This is a genomic window from Paraburkholderia rhynchosiae (genome assembly GCF_002879865.1).
In the GTDB taxonomy this organism is placed as follows: Bacteria; Pseudomonadota; Gammaproteobacteria; order Burkholderiales; family Burkholderiaceae; genus Paraburkholderia; species Paraburkholderia rhynchosiae.
The window spans coordinates 126,546-149,039 of sequence record NZ_PNXY01000011.1 but is presented as its reverse complement, the minus strand read 5'-3'; the positions used below and the strand labels follow the sequence as shown (position 1 = coordinate 149,039).

Genomic DNA, 22,494 nt, shown 5'->3' with positions numbered 1-22,494 from the left:
TGACTGGATAAAACGCATGGACCGACGCGCCTTCATGATGACGAGTGCATGGCTTTCGACCACGGCAGGCACCGCGTGGCCCTGGCTCGCGCATGCCGCGTCGCACAGGGACACCGTCGCGATAGCCGATTCGACTTTAGCATTCAGCGCCGCGTTTGCCCGCTATGCCGCTGCCATGAACTTGCCGACGTTTGAAACCGGCGACGACATCGGCTTACTGTGGCACACCACACTTGCGCCGCTTTTACAGACATCGGCGGAGGCGGGCACGGCATCCTGGCTGATCGGCGTGACGCGCGCCTCGGATTACTTCGTGCTGAAGGAGCTCGCCACTCGCGCGACTCATCGTGTGGAGCACAGTCACGAACGAGGCGCGCAGTCCGCCGCGCAGTCCACTTACGTGAGCTTCGTATTCGCGCCGCGCTAGAACTTATAGGCCTTGTTTTTCGGATCGAAAGTGGAATCGTCGAAAGCTTTCGGCGTGATGGTTTCGAACACGATCTTCTCGAAGATGCGACCGTCGTTGTCATAGGACTCGACGGTGCGGAAATACGGATGCCGCAAATCGAGCCCCAGCGTTTCCTTCTTCGCGTAGAACTGCGGCTGACCGGTCGGCGTCTCGAACGTGAACGCGACCACGCGTACGCCGTCGATCGTCTTCACTTCCACCTGCGTAGAACGCGGCAAGCCGGCCTCGATGTATTTCTTGCCCTCGCTCAAATACTGTTGAGCAATGTATTCGGTGCCGAGATCGCGCACGTCGTGATTCGATTGCGAACGGGCGAGGGCGCCGTTTAGCGACGTCCATAACGGCATCACATTCATGATGCCGCCCAGGTGACCATACATTTCATCGGCGCGTTTGGACTCGTCGTAGAGGATTTCCTGGCCCGCGCGCGCGCCGTCGGGCAGCCACTTCGCGTAAATGCGCAGCGGGTTGTGCGCGAGCCGCACGAGCATGTGGTCCGGCTTGTCGGGCCACTGGCCGTGAATGCGCTCGGAACGCGACATGGTGAACTCATACGACGCGTAGCCGTTCGGTCCTTCCTTGATATAGCGCGGCAGCGCGAGCGGATCGATCGACTTGAACAGCGCGACGAGTTTCGCGTCGTCGAGTTGTTCGAGCGCGCCGCTTCGTTGCGCGGCGCGCAGCCATTTCACCTGCTGATCGAGCGTCAGTTTGCCGACCTGCGTCGATGGCGTGGCGGGCGGCTTGACGCCGCTCGCGGCTTCGAGCGCAGGCGGCTTGTCGTCGTTTTGCGCGAAGGCCGGCAATGTCGCCATGCTCAGTGCGCCAGCCATTACTATTAGCGCGCCGAGCAGCAGCGTGCCGTGGCGGAACCTGCGCCGCGATGCGCGTGAATCCACCGCGCTCGATGGCGCCGCCACGCCGGCGTCAGCGCCGGGCCGTACGCAACGCACAAAAAGAACAAGGCCCAGGCGTGCTAACAGGCGGTGCGTCATCGATCTCTCCGGAAAGGTGGCGCAAGACTTCACGCAAGCGCCTTACCTGTCAGGCAGTCTTTTGCTTCGCGAGTTCCTCGTCTCGCAGCGCCCGGCGCAGAATCTTGCCGACGTTCGTTTGCGGCAGTTCGTCGCGGAACTCGACGACCTTCGGCACCTTGTAGCCCGTCAGATTCTTGCGGCAATGGGCGATCACCTGCTCGGCGGTCAGCGACGGATTGCGCTTCACGACGAACACCTTCACCCGCTCGCCCTGCGCGTCGTCCGGCACGCCGATTGCCGCCACTTCGCGCACATCGGGATGCGCGGCGATCACGTCTTCGATTTCGTTCGGATAGACGTTAAAGCCCGACACCAGGATCATGTCTTTCTTCCGGTCGATGAGGCGAATGAAGCCGCGCGAATCCATCACGCCGATGTCGCCGGTCGCGAGCCAACCCTCGTTGTCGATCGTCTTCGCCGTTTCTTCGGGGCGGTTCCAGTAGCCCTTCATCACCTGCGGTCCCTTTACGCATAACTCGCCCGCTTCGCCGATGTTCGCCCAACTGCCATCGTCTTTCCTGAAGCGGACTTGCGTGGACGGCGCGGGCAGACCGATCGAGCCTTCGAAGTCGCGCAGGTTGGAGATGTCGACGGGGTTCATCGACACGATCGGCGAGCACTCGGTCAGGCCGTAGCCTTCGATGATCGGCTTGCCCGTGACGGCCTTGAAGCGATCGGCCACCGACTTCTGCGTGGCCATGCCGCCCGCCATCGCGAGCTTCAGATTGGAGAAGTCGCGCTTGCAGAACTCCTCGTTCTCGAGAAAGGCGTTGTACAGCGTGTTGACCGCCGTCATGCCGGTGAATTTCTCGTGACGGATGATCATCATCACGCGCTTCATGTCGCGCGGATTCGCGATCAGAATGTTGCGCCCGCCGAGCCCCATGAAGATCAGTGCGTTCACCGTCAGCGAATAGATGTGATAGAGCGGCAGCGGCGTGAGCACCGTTTCGACTTCGCCGCTCAATTGACCTTCGGCCCACGCCTTCGCCTGCAGCAGATTGGCGATGATATTCCTGTGCGTAAGTATTGCGCCCTTCGCGACCCCGGTCGTTCCGCCGGTGTACTGGAGAAAAGCAATGTCGTGATGAGTCGGGCGAACGGGCGTCAAAGGCCGCGCATAGCCGATGGCGAGCGCCTCCAGCAGCGGCACCGCTTGCGGCAGGTCGTACGCGGGCACCATCTTCTTCACATGACGCAGCATGAAATTGAGCAGACGCCCCTTTAGATTGAGGCCGTCGGCGAGCAGGTCGCCGAGTCCGGTCACGATCACGTTCTGCACCTTGGTGCCCGGCAGCGCATCCTGCACCGTCTTCGCAAAGTTCTCGAACACGATGATGCTCTGCGCGCCGCTGTCCTTCAACTGATGCGCGAGTTCGCGCACGGTATAGAGCGGATTCACGTTGACCACCACGGCGCCGGCTTTCAGAACGCCGAACAGCGACACCGGATACTGAAACGTGTTCGGCAACATGATCGCGACCCGGTCGCCCGGCTTCACGCCAATGCTTTGCAGATACGCGGCGAACGCCGTCGCCTTACGGCCGAGTTCGCCATAGGTCATGCTCGCGCCGACGCTCACATAAGCAACGCGCTCGCGGAACTGCGCGATGCATTCGTCGAAGAATTGCACGACCGATTCGTATTTGCCGACATCGATTTCATGCGGGACGCCGGCGGGATACGACGCGTACCAGATGCCGTCGGTGTTGGGCGCGTGGTTCGGCCGCCCGGTTGCCTGGTTCGCCGCGGTGGGCCAAGGCGAGGCTTGAGTGGGCTCGGTCATCGGTCGTCTCCTGAAGCCGTGGCTTCATCTGTTTGTGTGGTGTGCTGCATGGTCCTGCATCTTGCGTCTATGACGGTCAGCGTTCGACTATCGCCACCACGCCCTGGCCGCCCGCCGCGCAGATCGAGATCAGTCCGCGCGCGGTGCCCGCCGGTTTATCGAGTTGCGCAAGCATCTTCGCGAGGCCCGCGACGATGCGGCCGCCCGTCGCCGCGAACGGATGACCCGTGGCGAGCGAGCCGCCGTTCACGTTGAGCTTCGCGCTGTCTATCGAGCCGAGCGGGCCGTCGAGGCCGAGCTGCGTGCGGCAATATTCATCATCCTGCCACGCGGCGAGCGTGCACAACACTTGCGCGGCAAACGCTTCGTGGATTTCATAGAAATCGAAGTCCCGCAACGTGAGCCCGGCTCGCGCGAGCATGCGCGGCACCGCGTAGGCGGGCGCCATCAGCAGACCTTCTTTCTTGTCGAAGAAGTCGACCGCCGCGGTTTCCGACCAGCTCAGATACGCGAGCACCGGCAACCCCCGACGCGCGGCCCATTCCTCGCTAGCGAGCAGCACAGCGGACGCGCCGTCGGTGAGCGGCGTCGAATTGCCTGCGGTCAGCGTGCCGGCGTCGCGGTCGAATGCGGGCTTCAATGCGGCGAGCTTTTCGAGCGTGAGATCGGAGCGCAAATTGTTGTCGCGTGAGAGGCCACGATACGGCGTCATCAGATCGTTGACGAAGCCGCGCGCGTACGCTTGCTCCAACTTGCGATGGCTCTCGTAAGCAAGCACGTCCTGCGCTTCGCGCGAGATGTTCCAACGCTTCGCCATCAATTCGCAATGCTCGCCCATCGAAAGTCCGGTACGCGGCTCTCCATTACGCGGCAACAGCGGCTTGAAGAACATGCCGGGCCGCAGCCTGGCCAACGCACCGACGCGTTGGCCTGTGCTCCTGCCTCGATTGGCTTCGAGCAGAATCTTGCGCATGTTTTCGTTCACGCCGATTGGCGCATCGGATGTCGTATCGACGCCGCCCGCGATGCCCGCCTCGATCTGCCCCAACGCGATCTTGTTGGCAACGAGGATCGTCGCTTCCAGACCCGTACCGCAGGCCTGTTGAACATCGTACGCGGGCGTTTCCTTCGCGAGTGTGGTGGAGAGCACGGATTCGCGCGTGAGATTGAAGTCGCGCGAATGCTTGATGACGGCGCCCGCAGCGACTTCGCCCAGACGTTCGCCATGCAGGCTATAGCGGTCGATCAGTCCTTGCAGCGTGAAGATCAGCATGTCCTGATTCGACGCGGTCGCATACGCGGTGTTCGAGCGGGCAAACGGAATACGGTTGCCGCCGATAATCGCGACGCGGCGCACGGCTGGCAGCGGGTGGGACATGCTCGGCTCCTTCAGCTTGTTGTCTGTTGAGCGGACTGGCGGGCGCAACCGCGAGTATCGCTATCGGCAAAAACGCGTGCGCGTTTCATTGCAGCCTCCATTGCATGCGGCCGCGCAAATGCGGCTTTTCTCCGTCGATGTCGCGTACCTCGATATCGCGTTCGATGAGCGAAGACGATGCGCTCCACAACGACACTTCGCCGGGCAGCAGCATCGGCACCTTGAATTCGGCGCTGAGCGTGGCTTCGGCAAGCGGCTTCGGCGGCTGCAATGCGGATGCCGCGCGCGCGAGCGTCCACATGCCGTGTGCGATCGCGCGCGGAAAACCGAATGCCTTCGCGGATAGCGCACTGAGATGGATCGGGTTGTAATCGCCCGACACGCTCGCATAATCGCGGCCGAGCTGCGGCGCGAGTTGCCAGCGCGCAATGCGTTGCAGCGCCGCGGTGTCGACTTGGAGCGGATCGAGAGCCCCGCCGCTCACCGGCACGCCGCGTTTCAGATAGACGCTGTCGCTGTCCCACACCGCTTCGCCCCGCCGGTAGATGCGCGTGTGCAGCAGGAACGCCTGGCCCTTGTCGTGGCGCAGCAGCGCGCCGAATTCCACTTCGACGCGCAGCATGTCCTTGTACGCGAGCGGCCGGCGCAAACGCACATGATTCGCCAGATGCAGCAGGCCGACGGCGGGCCACGGGAACGCGGGGTCGGTGAGCATCAGCAGATGCAACGGAAACGCGAGCAGATGCGGATACGTGAGCGGCACGCCATGCTCGGGGATAAAGCCGCACACGCGCGCATAACGCCATACCGGGCCGGGATCGAGCGCAACGGCGGGACGCACGAGGCGCAACGCCGGCAGGTGCGTAGGGCGTCCGCGCTTGACGATGCCGGACAACGCGCGTGCATAGAGTTTCGCCGGCGTGGGCAAGGTCTCGACGACGACCGTCTTCGGCCGCACCGCATCATGCCGCGCGAGTCGCGACGCATGATTGCCGCCGAACGGATCACCGGATTCATCCATGCTCATGCTCCGATCAGGCTTTGCCCGCACACGCGTACGACCTGGCCGCTGATGCCGGCCGACCCCGGATGCGCAAGCCACGCGATGGTCTGCGCGACATCGACCGGCAGGCCGCCCTGGGCGAGCGAATTCATGCGGCGTCCGGCTTCGCGGATGGTCAGGGGCATCCTGGCGGTCATCTGCGTTTCGATAAAGCCCGGCGCGACCGCGTTGATGGTGATGCCGCGCGCACGCAACAGCGGCGCCATGCTTTGCACACGGCCGATCACACCGGCTTTCGAGGTCGCGTAATTCGTCTGGCCGAGATTGCCCGCAATGCCGCTGATCGACGACACGCCGATGATGCGCCCGCCGTCGCGCAGAATGCCCGCCGCGAGCAACGCGTCGTCGATGCGTTCCTGCGCGGACAGGTTGATGTCGATCACGCTTTGCCAGATCGCGCCGGTCATCTTCGCAATGGTCTTGTCCTTCGTGATGCCGGCGTTGTGCACGACGATGTCCACGCCCTGATCGTCGAGCGCGGCGGCGATCTGCGCGGGCGCTTCGGGCGCGGCGATGTCGAAGGCCAGGGAGGTGCCGTTCAACTGGCGCATGGTGGCTTCGAGCGCGTCGCGCGCCGACGGAATATCGATGCCGATCACGTGTGCGCCTTCCGCCGCGAGCACATTCGCAATCGATGCACCGATACCGCGCGCCGCGCCCGTCACCACCGCGCGCCGGCCCGCGAGAGGCTGCTTCCAGTCGAAGGGCGGCACCGGGGAGTTACCGTCCGTAGCGATATCCGAACCGCTCGCGGCAATCCGCACCACCTGGCCCGATACATACGCAGAACGCGGCGACAGAAAGAAGCGCAGCGTGGCTTCCACGCGATGCTCGGCGCCTTGTTCGACATAGACGAGATTCGCCGTGATGCCGCGCCGCGCTTCCTTGCCGAGCGAACGCGTGAGGCCTTCCAGCGCGCGCTGCGCGGTCCATTGACGCGGACTCGCGCAACCTTCTGGCGGTCGTCCCAGCACGACGATGCGGCCGCATTGCCCAAGCGAGCGCAGCGTGTCGTGAAAGAACGCGTGCAACGGTCCGAGCTGGCTGCTGTCCTCGATCCCGCTTGCATCGAAGATCAAGGCGGCGAGACGCGCCGGCGAGCCTGAATCCGCGGGTTCGAAGCGCCCCGTCATCAAACCGTGGCGATGCGCGAGCGGCATCCAGAGCCCGGCGCTTTCATGCGCGACGCTCGTCACGCCGATGCTCGCCACCAGGTCCGCGAGCGGATCGAGCAAATGCGGCTCGCGCCCCGCGCCGATCGCGACCAGTCCGCCGAACTCCGGCTCATCGGCGCGATAGCGGCGCAGCACCTCGGGCTTCGGCAGGCCGAACGAACGCGCAAGCCGCGCACCGAACGGCGAATTGACGAAGTTCAGATAAGAGTCGTTCATATTGTTCGTTGCTCCGCTGGGCACGCCCGGACGTCTGTCAGTGTGCACTGAGTCTGGCGCATCGGCGTGCCTCGCAGCGAGGTTTTTTCACGCGGTTGGTACACGCGCCGGTCGACATCAGGCTGTCACTTCGAGGGCTTTGTCGAGCGCCTCCTTGCGTTTCTGCAGACCCGCAAGCATGTCGAAGTCGGCAGGAAAGTCGTCGACCTTCACGACCTGCGCGGCATAGCGCGCGTAATCATCGAGCACGCGCCGCTCGTCGGCATCGATCAGGCTTTTTTGCAGCGCGGCATCGGCCCATGCGGCGAGTTGCGCGAGGCTCTGCGGCATCGGTTCCAGAAGCCGTTGTTTTACCGCTTCGCGCAGCTTCTGCTCGATCTGCGTGGAGCGCGGGTTCAGCTCGAACGCGAGTTCGCCGTAACCGAGCGCATCGACGTCGGGATGCGGCACGTACGAGTCCGACAGCAGACGGTTACGCGCCGCGCCGGGCGTCTGCATCAGCTCGGCAATCTCGCTGCCGAGGCGGTCGGACGGTTCGCGGTGCGGCAAGCCGAAGGGGAACGCGAGCACACGCACGAGGCCGGCGGCGAAGCGGTTCGGATAGTTCGCGAGCGCGCCGTCGAGCGCCTGTTGCGCACGGTACAGCGAGTCTTCGACGCCCCAGCGCACGAGCGGCAGGTCGTCGTCCTGACGGCCTTCGTCCTCGAAACGCTTGAGCGTCGCGGAGATCAGATAAAGCTGCGAGAGCACGTCGCCAAGACGTGCCGAGATCCGTTCACGACGTTTCAGATCGCTGCCGAGCACGAACATCGACACGTCCGCGAGCAACGCGAACACCGTGGCGAGGCGGGTCGCCGCGCGATAGTACGCGTGCAGCGGCGCATGAGCGGCGCGCGGCCTCGCGATGAAGGCGCTGCCCGTGATGCCGTAGACGACGCTGCGCGCCACGTTCGAGAGCGTGAAACTGACGTGGCCGAAGAACGCGTCATCGAAATCGCGCAGCGCTTTGGCGCGGTCCGTTTCGCGCGTCGCGCTCATTTCCTTCAGCACATACGGATGACAGCGAATTGCGCCCTGGCCGAAGATAATCAGGCAGCGCGTGAGGATGTTCGCGCCTTCCACAGTGATCGAGATCGGCACCTGCTGGTACGCGCGCGCCAGAAAGTTGGACGGCCCCATGCAAATGCCCTTGCCGGCGGTGACGTCCATGGCGTCGTTGATCACCATGCGAGCGCGTTCGGTGATGTGGTATTTGGCGATTGCCGAAATCACCGAGGGCTTTTCGCCGAGGTCCACCGCATGCGCGGACAGGCGCCGCGCGGCGTCCATCACATAGAGGTTGCCGCCCATGCGGCCGAGCGCTTCCTGCACGCCTTCGAACTTGCCCACGGCGGTGCGGAACTGGCGGCGAATCGCGGCATACGCGCCGGTGCCGCGCACGGCGATCTTCGCCATCCCGACATTCGACGACGGCAGCGAAATCGCGCGGCCCGCCGCGAGACATTCCATCAGCATGCGCCAGCCGTTGCCCACTTGCGCGCGTCCGCCGATCACCCAGTCGAGCGGAATGAAGACGTCTTTGCCGGAGTTCGGGCCGTTCTGAAATACTGCGTTCAGCGGCCAATGGCGGCGGCCGATGTTCACCCCCGGATGACCGGTCGGAATCAATGCGCACGTGATGCCGGGTTCGTCGTTCGAGCCGAGCAGGCGATCGGGATCGAGCGCGCGAAACGCGAGCCCGAGCACGGTCGCGATCGGCCCGAGTGTGATGTAGCGTTTGTCCCACGTGACGCGAAAGCCGAGCGTCTCGCGGCCTTCGAACACGCCCTTGCAGACGATGCCGACGTCGGGAATCGCAGCGGCGTCCGAGCCGGCGTAAGGGCTCGTCAGCGCGAAGCAGGGGATTTCTTCGCCGCGCGCGAGCCGCGGCAGATAGTGGTTCTTCTGCTCGTCGGTGCCGTAGTGCATCAGCAGTTCGGCAGGGCCGAGCGAGTTAGGCACCATCACCGAAACGGCGGCGGCCGAGCAGCGCGTGGCCAGCTTCATGATGACCTGCGAATGCGCGTACGCGGAGAACTGCTTGCCGCCGTACTGCTTCGGAATGATCATGCCCAGAAAGCCGCGCTCCTTGATGAACTGCCAGGCTTGCGGCGACAGGTCCTGCCACAGCATCGTGGTTTCCCAGTCGTTCGCGAGATCGCACAACTGCTCGCATTCGTTGTCGAGGAACGCCTGTTCTTCGACCGTCAGTGTCGCCGGACCGTAGCCGAGCAGCTTGTCCCAATGCGGGCGTCCGGAAAACAGTTCGGCGTCCCACCAGACCGTGCCGGCTTCGATCGCGTCGCGCTCCGTCGGCGACATTTCCGGCAGGATCTTGCGGAACACGTCGAGCACCGGCTTAGCGAGCCACGCACGGCGCAACGGCTTGAACGCGAGCACGAGCGCGGGCAGTACCAGTACGATGGTCAAGAGCGTGGTTGCCGTCACGCCCGCCGCTCCCGTCATACGCGCCGCCGCGACCCAGACGATCATGAAGGCCAGCCACCAGAGCGCTCGCGCCTGAACATAGACGAGTGCAAAAGCGGCGATCACCAGCAGCAAGACGAACCACGACATGACGCTTTCTCCCTGTTTCGACGGTGCGTGCGAACGCATCCACAGCGTGCGGACGGTTCACGTTTTTGTTGATGTTGTGCTTCGGTGGTTCCGCGAAATCCTGCGTTCCGCCTGCATCTGTAAAACGGCCCGTGATGGCGCCGCTTTCACGGCCGACGGCGCGCGGCTTTTACGTCGCGCCGTCCATTGCCTGCTGGAACGAACTGGCTTCGATTGCGCCGCCGCGATGCTCGCCGCCGGAGATGGGCGGGCCAGATGGAACGGACGAGCCGGACGAAGCCGCCGTTGACGACGACTCGCCCGAGCCGTCGCCGCTCTGCGCTTCGCCAGCGGCAAGGCTTCCATTGACAACCTCGCCAACCTCGCCAGCATCCGCGCAACCTTCCATAGCGCCTTCCTCGCCGTTGTCCGCGGCGTCCCCGAGCACAGCGGCGAACATGGCAAGCTGCGACGCGTCAGGCAGCGGCGCCTTCAGCGCGGCGACCATCAGCGAGGCGAGGCGCGCGATCAGTTGCAGGTCGTTCATCGACTTGCCCTGCGAAAACTCGGCGATCAGGCTGTCCGTATCGGCACCCGCCAGCACGCCGGATAGTGCGCCGATCGCGAAGTGCAGGCGCCAGCCGAGTTCCTCGCGCGGCAGATGCGGCAACGCGCGCTGGAACGCATCGAAAAAACGCACGGCCACCGACGCATAGTGCCCATTCAGAAAGTCGCGAATAAAGGTGGACGGGTCGGTATAAGCGCGGCCCAGCAAACGCAGGAACGCTTTGCCGCCGACGCGCGGATCGCGCGAGAGCCGCAGTGCCGGAATGAACATCGCGCCGAGCACATGCTCGCAGGTCAGACGTTCGCCAAGCATCACGTCGAAGCGGTCGAGCAGCTTGAGTCGCTCCTGATTGAGCCTGTCGAGCCGGCGCGACAGCATCGAGTGAATCAGCGATTCCTTGCTGCCGAAGTGATAGTTGACCGCCGCAAGATTGACTTCGGCGCGCGAAGTAATCTGGCGCAGCGACATGGCCTCATATCCGCAATCGATGAAGAGCGCCTCGGCGGCGTCGAGGATGCGTGACTTCGTATCGCCGGCGTGCCGACTCGTTGTGCGACCTGCCATGTTGCGTCTCCCAGTTGCCGGGCGCCCCGCCCGCAAACAGGCGATTCAAATGTGTATTTGAAACAGCCGTTTTTTTCAGGATAAGAAGGATGGTGAATGTGAGCAAGCTTGCGTGTCGATTAACTCCTCTAGAAATCTGATGAAGATTCGATGCGCGGTGGCGGCGCCGAAAATAAAAAGGCCGTCCCGACGAATCGGAACGGCCTCGTATGAATGGGTACTCCGCTGGCCTTACGCTTGCGCGCGTTTGTTATGTCTGCTTTCACGTACTGCGGCGCGAGCGTCGCGCCGTGCGGTTCGAGCTGCCTTTGCGCCTATTGTGCCCGATAAGCGCCCGGCGAAATAGCGTTTCGGCGAGCGATCGGGTTCGACGCTCAAAGCTGTCCTCCAACGGGACTTGCTTGCGGATGGGCGCCGACATGTTGGGCCGACTGCGTCATGTCGATGCCGCGGCGCTCGCGGCTAAACGGAATCAGCGCGCATATCACGACGGCGACAATGCCGATCACAACCGCCATCACGAGCGCATAGTTGTTGCCGTGTGCTTCGGCGGCGCTTGCTTGCAGCGGACCGTTCACCGACGCGATCAGATTGCCCAGCTGATACACGAGACCGGGAAAGGTCGCGCGAATTTCATCGGGCGAGATCTCGTTCAAATGAACGGGGATGACACCCCATGCGCCTTGCACGGAGATCTGCATCAGGAACGCGCCCACCGCGAGCAATACCGGCGTGCTCGAGAAAGCCCACAGCGGCAGCACCGGCAATGCGATCAGCGCGGCGATAAAGACCGCGCGCTTGCGCCCGATCTTCTCCGACAACATGCCGAAAAAGAGCCCGCCGCAGATCGCGCCGATGTTCAGCGTGATCGTGATCCACGACACCGTATGCGCGTCGAACTGATGTTGCACGCGCAAGAAAGTCGGGTACAGGTCCTGCGATCCGTGCGAGAAGAAGTTGAAGGCCGTCATCAGAACGATCGCGTAGAGCGACAACTGCACGTTCTGCTTCAACGTCGCGACGAGGCCAGGGCGCGCCTGCTTCTCGAGCGTTTTGAAGGCCGGCGATTCCGGCACGTGCGCGCGAATGTACAGCACGAGCAGCGCCGGCAGCACGCCGACGAAGAACATGCCGCGCCAGCCGATGTATTGATAGAAGATGCCGAACACGACCGAGGCGAGCAGGTAGCCGCTCGGATAGCCGGCTTGCAGCAGACCGGAGACGATGCCGCGCGATTTCGGCGGCACCGTTTCCATCGTGAGTGCGCCGCCCACGCCCCATTCGCCACCCATCGCGATGCCGAACAGCGCGCGCAGCACGAGCAGAGTGGCGAGATTCGGCGAGAAGCCCGACAGCAATTCGAGCAATGAGAAGCACGCAATGTTGACCATCAGCGTGGGCCGGCGCCCGTAGCGGTCCGCGAGCCAGCCGAAAATCAGCGCGCCGACCGGGCGCATCATCAGCGTCAGCATGATGCCGAATGTGACTTCAGGGATCGTCGTATTGAATTGCGCGGCAATATCCTTCAATACGAACACCATTAGAAAGAAATCGAATGCATCGAGTGTCCAGCCGAGATAGGCGGCGATCGTGACGTTTCTCTGTTCCCGTGTCCAGTTCATTGACCAGTCTCCTCAGTCTCAGGTAACGCTGTTCGACAATGGCCCATTCAACCGCCCGGTGCGCCCCGTGGCATGGGCTTTGAGCGCGAGTGTACGCCCACCTTCAGGCGTCTGCAGGAACCGGCGCAGGCATATCCGTGCGAATCCATGCAGCAAATATCGTGCTGAGTGCGGGACTGAAGGGCGATGTCGGTTGAACGTAATTATCGTATTGGTGATGTGTGAAAAATCGTCGGCAATCTGTAATGCCAGTATTACCGGGGGCGTGTAAATCCGGTCGAATTGACTTCAGTTCTCCGTTTGCCGGTAGAGGTGACGCTTTGCGTTTCCGATCCGCTGTGTCGCGACGGTAAAATGCAATTCGAGCCGCAACTGTCGACGCTCCGCCCATGGATCTGCCGGAAATACGATGAGTGACACGATACAACCGCCGTTTTCCATTCTGTTCGTCGATGACGACCAGATGTCGCGCCACCACTTCGCGCGCGCCGTAAGTGACGATTACCGTGTGCATCTCGCGCAAGGCGCGGACGAGGCCATGGTCCTGCTGAAGGAACTCGGGCCCGAGATTGCCGTGCTCGTGACCGACTTTCGCATGCCGGGGCGCGACGGAGGCCATCTGCTACGCGAGGTCGCGCAAGCGTATCCGCAAATCGTGCGCATCCTCGTCACTGCCTACGCCGATAAGGACATGCTGCTGCAAACGTTCAATACCGGCGACCTGTTCCGCATCATCGAAAAGCCGCTTCGCATGGATTCGGTGCGCGAGGTGCTGAAACAGGCGGTGGCGCGCTACGCCGAGCGCGAAACGCGTCAGCAACGGCTGCTCGCCATGGACGAGACGCTCGCGTTCCTCGCTCACGAACTGAATACGCCGCTTGCCGCCATTTCGCTCTTTGCCCGCTCGGTGGAAAACGACGTCGCGCAGGAATACGATCCGCAGCGTCAAAGAGAGATTGGCGCCGCGGCAACTTCGATGCTGAACAACGCGCAATATTGCCTGACGCTCATCTCGTCGTTCTGGGCGACCGTGCATAAAAGCGGCGGCCAGCAACCGGCGTCGGGCAGCGGGGTGCGTGAGGTCAGGGCGGCGCGGCTGCTTGCTACGCTGCTCGATTCCTATCCGTTTGCCGGGTTGCAACGCGAATGGATCGACGTCGATGTGCATGGCGATTTTGTCGTCCATGCAATGCCGAATTGTGTGGCGCTCGTTCTTTCTTCGCTGATGTCGAATGCATTGCGCGCACTCGACGGTTGCCCGGCGCCTTCGCTATGCATCGAAGTGATCAGCGAGCCCGAACCGGAAATCCGCTTGCGCGACAACGGCCCGGGCATCGCGCCGGAGGTGAAGGCGCGGCTGCTGCTCGACCCTGTCACCACGCACGCGGGTCAGGGCGGTCACGGCATGGGCATGATCTTTTGCAACCGTATCATGCAGTCGTTTGGCGGCGGCCTGCGGATCGAATCCACCCTCGGCGAGGGCACCACGGTGACGATGCGTTTTCCGGGCTCCAGGGGCCGGATACGCGACGCCGACGGCGAGCAGGCATCCGTCACCCGCACGGTTTAAGCACCAAGCCGGTTAATTCTCACGCACGGCGAACCCGCTGGTGTTCGTCGACGTTGGGTCGTTGGGTAGGTCCGGGTGAGCGTGACCCGCATTGGCCGACGCCAGATAGCGATGCAGTGCGTCGGCTGAACGCTCGCCCAGCCGGTTGATGCGGTTCAGCCAGTCGGGTTCAGCGGGCCATTTGCCTTCGAGCGTCCGCGGATAGATCTGCCGTGCGAACTGGTGCAGCGCCTTTGCTCCGATATTGCCGCTTGCGCCGAGCAGCAGGTGCAGCGCGCTGTGCGTCGCGTCGAGATCGCGGTCCGCCACGCTTGCACCGAGTTGCGCGATCTGCAGGCGAATCTGCTCGATGCCGTTCGCGAACGATTCGTCGAGCAGTCCGAGCGCCGCCAGTTCTCCAAGGTGATGTTCGTCGAGCAGATCGCTTTCGTCGATCGCGACGAGCCGGTTGTCCAGCTCGCCCGACGCCGGCACTGCGGGCGACCGTTCCACCTCGACCGGCGTTCTGCCGCCGCGTTGCTGCGCAAACTGTCTCGTCAGGCAGGCATAGAGCGAGCTGACCTGGACCGGCTTCACCATGACCTCGTTCATGCCCGCGGCGATGCACGCCTGCACGGAGCCGATGTCGGATTGACTCGTCAACGCAATGATCGGCACGCTTGCATATGCGTCGGTGCGCGCGCGAATCGCAGCGGCCGTTTCCAGGCCGTCCATGCCCGGCATGTTCATGTCCACCACGATGGCGTCGATGACGACATCGTCGTCGAGCCGCTCCAGCACCGCCTGCCCATGTTCGGCCTCGAGCACGCTTGCGCCGAATCGCTCGAGATAGGCTTTGGCGACGAGCCGGCTGTAATTGTCGTCGTCGGCGACCAGGATCGTTTTGCCGGAGAAGTCGTCGAATCCCTGGTTCAGATGGCGCCGGTTGCCGTTTTCGAAGAGCGCCTGCAACGACGTGAACAGTTCCATCGGGCCGCAGGACTTGCTGATCATGTCGTCCATGCCCGCTCTGCGGGCCAGCACGCGTGCGACATTGCCCGGCTCGGACGTGTAGGCGGCGACCAGCACGTTCCAGTTCGGATGCTCGCGGTCGGCACGCAGTTTTTCGGTGGCTGTGTAGCCGTCCAGCACCGGCATGTTGACGTCCATCAGCACGAGGTCGTAAGGCGACGCCTCGCGGAGCATCATCAATGCAACCTCCCCGTTTTCGGCTTCGCTCACGTCCGCGCCGACCTTCGATAGCGTGCGCCGCATGCGTGCGCGATGGGCGGCGTCGTCGTCGGCGAGCAGGATGCGCTTGCCGTTGAGCACGGCTGTGGCGCGCTCGACGATCATGCGCTCGTGCTCCGCCACCTCGCCTTCCGTGACGGCGGGAAATTGCAGCGTGAATTGCGTGAACTTGCCGGCCTCCGACTTGCAACCGATGCTGCCGCCGAAGGCGCGCATCGCCCGCTGGCAGTAGGCGAGTCCGAGGCCCGTGCCGGCCGAATTGCCGGCGGTGCGAAACGGCTCGAACAGATGCGGCAGAATTTCCGGCGCGATGCCGCTGCCCGTATCCCGAACCGTGATCGACTGACGGTCCACCGTCAGCGTGAGCGTGGCCGAGGGAAGCGGGCCAATATGATGCAGCGCGTTCTTGATCAGATTGAAGAGCGTGAACAGATAGACGGTTTCATCGATCTTGAACGTGAAATCTTCCAGCACCACGAGGCGGACCTTGCTGCGCTCCTTTTTATCGGCGAAGCCGTATTCGTCCAGCGCCTTGCGCGTGGTGGCCGCCGCGCTCAGATAGGTAAGCGCGTCCGAGCGGATCTGTTTCGCGCTGACTTCATCGAGCGTCATGGCGATCACGCGCAGGCCGCGCTCAATCGATAACTGCCCGTGCGCGAGATGCCGGTAGAGCAGCGCCGCGCCCGCCCCCGAAAACGCCGGTACGCGGCCCGAGTCGGTGAGGGCGGGCAGCGTCTCTTCCACACGATCCAGAACGTGTTTCAACTGGCTGAGCGGGTTGCGCATTTCATGGGCGATCGAGCCGGCGAGTGCCTGCAGCGCCCGGTTCTTTTCGACGAAGATGCGCCCTTTGCTGATTGCATGGCTAAAGGCCATGCTGCACAACACGACGACCGGCAGCAACGCGAGATCCGACTGATTGGCCGTGCTCAGTACGATGGGAACCGGCGAGCTGGCCACCGCAGCGAACCCCCCGGAAAATACACCGATGCCGATACAGCCCATGAGCAGGAACGGGTTGTCGATGCACAGCGCCATGATGAAGATCATCATGACCTCGGTCATCATCCACATAGTGGAGAATGAATTCCTGACCGCGAGAAACGTGCAAACGAACGGCAATACGTAGATCAGACAGACATGCCAGTAAATCAGCAGGTAGTGGTTGAAGCGCTTTGGCCAGCGCGCCTGAAAGATCAATGGGATGCAGATGAGCGCCGCGCTCAGACGCAGTGGCAGGTTGTCGTACGGCTGCGGCAGGATGTAAGTCCAGACGAGGTAATAGACGGGGTGGCACACGAGGCCGAGCGCGCCTCCCCATCGAATTGCGAACCGGCTTCGTTCCAGCACGTCCTGCATGCTTTCGCGCGGTATTAGCATCTGGCCTCCAATGACATTTACGACCCTGTCAATTCACGTTTGCAGCGACGACGACATCGAGATTGATCGCCGAGCCGTCTTTACCGTGAAAAGGTCCGACCGAAAATCCGTACTTTTTCAATAAGCCGTGGGTATAGGAAACGGACCACACGGGCGGGCTGCCGATAATGAAGTCGGACGCGATGCCTTCCTGCCAGGCTGCGTACCCCTCGGCGAAACAGGTGTAGCAATCGCGGGTGCTCGGCAGCCTGAACGGGAACCTCGTATCGAGACCGGCCGGGCCACGTGCGAAACATTCAATATATAGCGTATGTCCGCGAGACGCGAGTTCCGCTTCTGCGCTCGCAGCCCGCGGATGCGAGTCGTCGATCCAGAAGCGCGCCCGCTTGAGGTCGTGGGCGGTGAGGTAAGGCACGCTGGTGCTGCTCGCAAGGATGGCCCCATCGAATTGCGGCAACGGCGTATCGGGACTGAAAGTGTGGATTGAGACCTTCGTGCGTCCGAGCAGATCCGCCGCCATCAGCTCTCTCGCCTGATCCGCGAGCAGATTGACCTTGTCCGGCAAGTCGATCAGCACGAGCTCCTTAGGCGTCTCCTTATAGAGCAGGTACTTGGCCACCGTGGTGCCAAGCCGGCCGGCAGCGCCGAAAAGGGCAAGCTTCGTCTTGCCGAACTCGAGGTCGAGTTCATTGCAGCAATGAATCGCCCAGTCTTTCAGCATGGCCGCAGTCGCCGCGTGACCGGTCGTGATATGCGGCGGCCTGGTTTGCCGGGGCAGTGCGCCGTAGTTGCAGGCATAAGGCGTGGAAGCGCCCATTGCCACCATATTCAATCCCGCCTGCCTCGCCAGTTCGAGCGCGGGAAAGAATTGAGTCTCGCGAAACCGCTTGATGCCGCGTGGACTCCCGAGCCACAACTCCAGTGGCACGGGGCAGGCGATATTCGCCCCAATCATCTGCGAGCCGGAATAGATCGGTGAGGCAATGAAGGGCTTGGTGCGCCACAGTTCTTCTTCGAAAGACGCATTTCTGGTTTTTACATTGTGAAAGGAGAAGGAAAGCGTATCCCAGTCTGTAGCGTGGAAGAGAAAGCCGACGCCGCCCTGGCCCGCGGGCAGGTTGTCGCGGATCTGTTCCGGGTGGATCGTGTGTTTGAGCGCCAGCGGCGCGCTGGATGGGTGCAGCGTGAGTGTGCCGTACCCGTCGTCGCTGGTCGATATTTCGTTGTAAAGAGACGTTCCCATTTTATTTTCCCTTGGTTAACCCCGTGCTGCGAAGTCAGCGCGGCATCGTCAGCCGGCATTGACCGACGATCCATCAACTCTAGAGAAAACCAATAGTTTTTGTCCGTGTGTTCGTGCGCATCGCATAGGGCGCTGTTTAGCCCGGCTGGCCGGGCGCGCATCAGAGCGCGTTCAAGGCCGTTGCAGCGGAAAGCCCTCCGCGAAGGTCTCTCTCAGGTGCGCAATGAACAATGCAACCGCTCTTGGCACGTGTGGCGCATAAGGGCGTACGACATACAGTTGCTCGGCAAAAGCGCCCATTGGACGCCAGTCGGGCAGCACGACCTCCAGCTTGCCGGAATGAACGGCCTGCTGCGCCGTGAAGTCGGGCACCAGTGCAATGCCCAGGTCGTCGAGCGCTGCGTCGCGCAACGACTCGCTATTGTTTGCGGCAAACGGACCGTTGACGGTCACGCTGACGGGGCCTGCCTGTGCTTTGCGGCCGCTTTTTTGCTCGAAGGTCCAGATGCCGGAACCACTGGCGCGGGGATAGAACAGGCAATCGTGCGAGGCGAGATCCGCGGGCTCTGCGGGTCGTCCCTGCCGTTTGAGATAGGCACGCGTCGCGATAATGACCGAGCGCGTTTCGCATAGCTTCCATGCGACGTGCGTCTCCGGTATCTGCGCGCTATGGCGTATCGCCAGATCGAATCCTTCCGTGGCGATCGAGCTCAATTGGTCCGATAGGTCGAGTTGCACTTTCACCTGGCGGTTGGCCTGCAGAAAAAGCGGCATCCGCGGGACGAGTTGCTGGCGTCCGAACGCAACGGGCGCTGTCACTCTGATGAGCCCACGCACGACTCCGGCCATTTCCTGAACGGCGGAGAAGCTCGTTGCGATCTGATCGTATTGAGCGCGGGTGGTTTCGACCAGCCGCTGTCCGGCTTCGGTAAAACGCATGCTGCGCGTGGTGCGCTGCACGAGCGCGATGCCCGCCGCGCGCTCGAGTTCGGCGATGCGCTGGCTCATCGCGGCCTTGCTGACGCCCAGCCGTGCCGCCGCGGCCGTATAAGAGCCCTGTTCCGCCAGCACCGAGAGCCAGTGCAGATGGACCCAGAGGCCTTCCACTTTTTGCATATCCATCGGTCTATTGTTCGCTATTGAAAACAATCATTTCAATGATAGCGTCTTTGCGGGGGGCGCAATGCTTTTTACACTTCTGTATCGACACACCAACGTAGAGGAGATGACATGCAGGCGTACAGCGATACAGCAGACGTAACCCATTTCATTCATGGCGAGCCGGTACGTGGCGCGGGCGAGCGGACCCAGGCGGTTTTCAATCCGGCCACGGGCGAGCGGCCGCGCAAGCTGCTGCTGGGCGAATCGGCGGACGTCGATACGGCGGTCGCCAGTGCGAAACGCGCGTTCCCCAAATGGCGCGACACAGCGCCGATTCGCCGCGCGCGAGTGATGTTGCGCTTCCTCGAATTGATGAACCGGCATGGCGACGAACTTGCCGCGATCATCACGGCGGAACACGGCAAGGTGTTTTCTGACGCGCAGGGCGAAGTTGCGCGCGGCATCGACGTGATCGAGTTTGCCTGCGGTATTCCGCAGCTCCTCAAGGGCGACTACACGGAACAGGTGTCGACGGGAATGGATAACTGGACGACGCGCCAGCCGCTAGGCGTGGTTGCCGGCATCACGCCGTTCAACTTCCCGTGCATGGTGCCGTGCTGGATGTTCCCGGTTGCGATCGCGGCAGGCAATGCATTCATTCTGAAGCCGAGCGAACGCGACCCGTCCGCGTCGCTCTTCATGGCAAAGCTGCTGAAGGAAGCCGGTTTGCCCGACGGCATCTTCAATGTCGTTCAGGGCGACAAAGTGGTCGTCGATGCATTGCTCACGCATCCCGATGTGAAGGCGATCAGCTTCGTGGGTTCGACGCCGATCGCGAACTACATCTACGAAACGGGCGCGAAACATGGCAAGCGCGTGCAGGCGCTGGGCGGCGCGAAGAACCATATGGTCGTGATGCCCGACGCCGATCTGGACCAGGCCGTCGATGCGCTGGTCGGCGCGGGTTACGGCTCGGCGGGCGAGCGCTGCATGGCAATCTCGGTTGCCGTGCTGGTGGGCGATGTGGCCGACAAGATCATTCCGCGCCTCGCGGAACGCGCGCGCAGTCTGATCGTGAAGAACGGCATGGAGCCGGATGCGGAAATGGGCCCGGTCGTGACGCGGCAAGCGCTCGAGCGTATCGAAGGCTATATCGCGACGGGTGTCGAGGAAGGCGCCAAGCTCGTGGTCGACGGCCGTGGTCTGAAGGTGGAAGGGCATGAAGATGGTTTCTTCACCGGCGGCACGCTGTTCGACAATGTCACGCCGGACATGCGCATCTATAAGGAAGAGATTTTCGGCCCGGTTCTCGCGTGCGTGCGGGCGAAGGATTTCAGCGAAGCGGTCGAACTCGTCAACGCGCATGAATTCGGCAATGGCGTAGCGTGCTACACGCGCGATGGTCATATCGCACGTGAATTCGGCCGGCATATCGAGGTCGGCATGGTCGGCATCAACGTGCCGATTCCGGTACCGATGGCGTGGCACGGCTTCGGCGGCTGGAAACGCAGCCTGTTTGGCGATACGCATGCCTATGGCGAAGAGGGCGTGCGCTTCTATACGAGGCAGAAGTCGATCATGCAGCGCTGGCCGGAAAGCACCGAGAAGGGCGCCGAGTTCGCGATGCCGACAGCGAAGTAAAGACATCACGGCTGTCAAGGCAGACTGCAACGGGTACACGGTGCCCGTTGCATAAACCTCCGGCGTCTGGCGGCTACAACGGGTCGCGCAGCCGGTAGACCACATGCCGAGCACCAGCGCCGGCGTGCGCAGCGTCGCCCCGCCCGGAAAGCGATGATGCCTGATGCTGCTGAACACATCGAAGCGCGAGCTGTCGCCTGCAATCGCTTCGGCAATGAGCCGCCCGGCCATGCCCGCGAAAACCAGCCCGTGCAAGCCGGTCATTGCTGAGTGTTCTCCGTGTCGGCCGCCCGGCAGTCAGGACACCCGGAAATTGACAAATTGCCAGGGATCGCTTTCATCCTTCGGCTCCTCATAAAGCGCGAGACGATGGCTGAGCGGCGTCCAGTCTCCATACACGCCGACAACTTCCCCCAGATAGGGACGCGCCACCCGCATCACGGCCTCATGGTCGAGATCGTCGGGCTCGACTATGCCAGCCCGCGGATTCGATAATGCCCACACGATGCCACCCAGCACACCGGCTACCACCTGCAGGCTCGTCGCCGTGTTCTGAGGCGCAAGCCGGCGCGCGCCGTCAGTCGTGAGGCGCGAGCCGAACCAGTAGACACCGCGCGGATTGCCCATCAGCAGCACGCCGAGTTCGTCCATGCCCTGCGTGACGTCTTCGCGCAAGATGTGGCTGTTGGCTTGGGCGATCCATCCGAGGCCCGCGAGTTCGTCGATGGATAGCAGCGCGTCGTCGCACGGGCGATAAGCGTAATGAACCGTAGGCCGGTATTTGACGACGCCGTTCTCGCGCAGCGTCAGATGATCGGCGATGGAAATCGACTCGCCATGGGTAATCAGAAAGCCGTGAAACGGTCCGCCCAGGGGCGTCCAGCTACGTACGCGCGTGGCGAACCCTGGGCGCCGCAAATAGATCGCGGCGTCGCTACCGAAACCGTGACGCATTGCGTCGGCCGGCCAGTGCTTCTCGTGGCTACCCCAGCCGAGCTCCGCGGGTTGCAGCCCCTCTTCGATGAACGCGTCCACCGACCACGTATTGACGAACTCATCGCGCGCCTTGCGCCGCTCCGCGATCTGCGTGTCCTGCTCCGCGATGTGAATGGCGCATATCTGGAGCCGCATGGCGAGCGCGGCCCAGTCCTCGAAACATGCAAGACGGCCAGGGTCGATGCCTTCATCGGCAGCCATATTGACGAGCGCTTCCTTGACGAGCATCGACGCAAGGCCGGGGTTCGCGCCCTGCGTCATGATCGCGGTCGGACCGTTGCGCTTGTCGAGCCGGAACGACAACACGGCCTCACGCAACGCATAATTGGAGCGCTGCGATAGCGGCGCGTTTTCGTCGGTCACGCTGTCGCCCCAAGGTTCGATCGACGTGTCCAGATACAACGCGCCGCGCTCCCAGCAAAAACGCACCAATGCTTCGCTAGAGACTGAGACCGACAGGTTCAGAACAAAGTCGTCCTGGCTCACGAAACGCTGGAGGATGCTGACGTAGTTGTCGCGGGTCAGCGGATCGACACACAATTCGACCCCGCATTCCCTCGCCAGCGTCGTGTCGTCCGCATGCGTGCATATGACGACAATGCGGTCCGTGCTCACATCGATATGGCGCAGCAGGAGCGGCAATACTGCTTTCGCAATCGAACCAAAACCGATGATCACAAGCTTTCCGCTCAGTGCCGCGTGTTTCTGCTCGCGGGCCTGGGACTTTTGCATGTTGCGCCCCTTGCTCACCTCGTTCTTATCGAACGCCCAGCATCCACCGTGCCAGTGCGTGCAGTTGGAGGAAAGGAATGCGGTTTGCGTGCATTGGCTTGACGAAGTGCACCGAACCGAATGCATTG

At 62.7% G+C, this 22,494-nt stretch carries 15 protein-coding genes and 1 pseudogene; 3 read left to right on the top strand and 13 right to left on the bottom strand.

The window, feature by feature from the left end; genetic code table 11:
- Positions 1 to 16 precede the first annotated feature (16 nt).
- Positions 17 to 427, top strand: coding sequence for a hypothetical protein (locus C0Z16_RS17385; RefSeq protein ID WP_102633356.1), 411 nt, complete (start codon positions 17 to 19; stop codon positions 425 to 427).
- Here C0Z16_RS17385 and C0Z16_RS17380 read toward each other — a convergent pair.
- The 8 genes from C0Z16_RS17380 to C0Z16_RS17345 all read right to left on the bottom strand — a co-directional run bounded on the left by C0Z16_RS17380 (position 424) and on the right by C0Z16_RS17345 (position 12,473).
- Positions 424 to 1,464, bottom strand: coding sequence for a DUF1571 domain-containing protein (locus C0Z16_RS17380; protein ID WP_175130683.1), 1,041 nt, complete (start codon positions 1,462 to 1,464; stop codon positions 424 to 426). The two genes, C0Z16_RS17385 and C0Z16_RS17380, sit on opposite strands and share 4 nt — an antisense overlap.
- Before the next feature lie 49 nt (positions 1,465 to 1,513).
- Complete coding sequence (locus tag C0Z16_RS17375; protein WP_102633355.1) at positions 1,514 to 3,292, bottom strand: AMP-binding protein; 1,779 nt, start codon at positions 3,290 to 3,292, stop codon at positions 1,514 to 1,516.
- A gap of 76 nt (positions 3,293 to 3,368) precedes the next feature.
- Positions 3,369 to 4,670, bottom strand: coding sequence for an acetyl-CoA C-acetyltransferase (locus C0Z16_RS17370; RefSeq protein ID WP_102633354.1), 1,302 nt, complete (start codon positions 4,668 to 4,670; stop codon positions 3,369 to 3,371).
- Positions 4,671 to 4,755: 85 nt separating this feature from the next.
- Positions 4,756 to 5,691, bottom strand: a complete 936-nt coding sequence (locus C0Z16_RS17365; protein WP_102633353.1) for a MaoC family dehydratase — start codon at positions 5,689 to 5,691, stop codon at positions 4,756 to 4,758.
- Positions 5,692 to 5,693: 2 nt separating this feature from the next.
- Positions 5,694 to 7,124, bottom strand: a complete 1,431-nt coding sequence (locus tag C0Z16_RS17360) for a 3-oxoacyl-ACP reductase (RefSeq protein WP_102633352.1) — start codon at positions 7,122 to 7,124, stop codon at positions 5,694 to 5,696.
- 117 nt (positions 7,125 to 7,241) lie between these two features.
- Positions 7,242 to 9,740 (bottom strand): acyl-CoA dehydrogenase, encoded by a 2,499-nt coding sequence (locus C0Z16_RS17355; protein WP_102633351.1) that lies wholly within the window; start codon positions 9,738 to 9,740, stop codon positions 7,242 to 7,244.
- A 169-nt stretch (positions 9,741 to 9,909) separates the two neighbouring features.
- Positions 9,910 to 10,851: a TetR/AcrR family transcriptional regulator gene (locus C0Z16_RS17350; RefSeq protein ID WP_102633350.1), complete on the bottom strand. Its 942-nt coding sequence runs from the start codon at positions 10,849 to 10,851 to the stop codon at positions 9,910 to 9,912.
- A 374-nt stretch (positions 10,852 to 11,225) separates the two neighbouring features.
- A complete protein-coding gene (locus C0Z16_RS17345) occupies positions 11,226 to 12,473 on the bottom strand; it encodes an MFS transporter (RefSeq protein WP_102633349.1) in 1,248 nt (415 codons plus the stop codon).
- Between the two features lie 409 nt (positions 12,474 to 12,882).
- On the opposite strand from C0Z16_RS17345, the gene C0Z16_RS17340 reads away from it, so the two are divergent.
- On the top strand, positions 12,883 to 14,043 hold the full coding sequence (locus tag C0Z16_RS17340) for a hybrid sensor histidine kinase/response regulator (RefSeq protein WP_102633348.1): 1,161 nt from the start codon (positions 12,883 to 12,885) through the stop codon (positions 14,041 to 14,043).
- 12 nt (positions 14,044 to 14,055) lie between these two features.
- Here the strand turns inward: C0Z16_RS17340 and C0Z16_RS17335 are convergent, their stop codons facing one another.
- The 3 genes from C0Z16_RS17335 to C0Z16_RS17325 form a co-directional block, all read right to left on the bottom strand.
- Positions 14,056 to 16,653, bottom strand: a complete 2,598-nt coding sequence (locus C0Z16_RS17335; protein ID WP_102633347.1) for an ATP-binding response regulator — start codon at positions 16,651 to 16,653, stop codon at positions 14,056 to 14,058.
- Positions 16,654 to 16,681: 28 nt separating this feature from the next.
- Complete coding sequence (locus C0Z16_RS17330; RefSeq protein ID WP_102633346.1) at positions 16,682 to 17,896, bottom strand: hypothetical protein; 1,215 nt, start codon at positions 17,894 to 17,896, stop codon at positions 16,682 to 16,684.
- Between the two features lie 171 nt (positions 17,897 to 18,067).
- Positions 18,068 to 19,018 (bottom strand): LysR family transcriptional regulator, encoded by a 951-nt coding sequence (locus C0Z16_RS17325; protein ID WP_102633345.1) that lies wholly within the window; start codon positions 19,016 to 19,018, stop codon positions 18,068 to 18,070.
- Between the two features lie 108 nt (positions 19,019 to 19,126).
- Here C0Z16_RS17325 and C0Z16_RS17320 point away from each other — a divergent pair, with 108 nt between their 5' ends.
- On the top strand, positions 19,127 to 20,638 hold the full coding sequence (locus C0Z16_RS17320) for a CoA-acylating methylmalonate-semialdehyde dehydrogenase (protein ID WP_102633344.1): 1,512 nt from the start codon (positions 19,127 to 19,129) through the stop codon (positions 20,636 to 20,638).
- A 73-nt stretch (positions 20,639 to 20,711) separates the two neighbouring features.
- Here the strand turns inward: C0Z16_RS17320 and C0Z16_RS38750 are convergent.
- A pseudogene (locus C0Z16_RS38750) lies at positions 20,712 to 20,890 on the bottom strand (FAD-dependent oxidoreductase); the annotation flags it as partial.
- Positions 20,891 to 20,935: 45 nt separating this feature from the next.
- Positions 20,936 to 22,366, bottom strand: coding sequence for a homospermidine synthase (locus tag C0Z16_RS17315; RefSeq protein WP_167403534.1), 1,431 nt, complete (start codon positions 22,364 to 22,366; stop codon positions 20,936 to 20,938).
- Between the last annotated feature and the right edge of the window lie 128 nt (positions 22,367 to 22,494).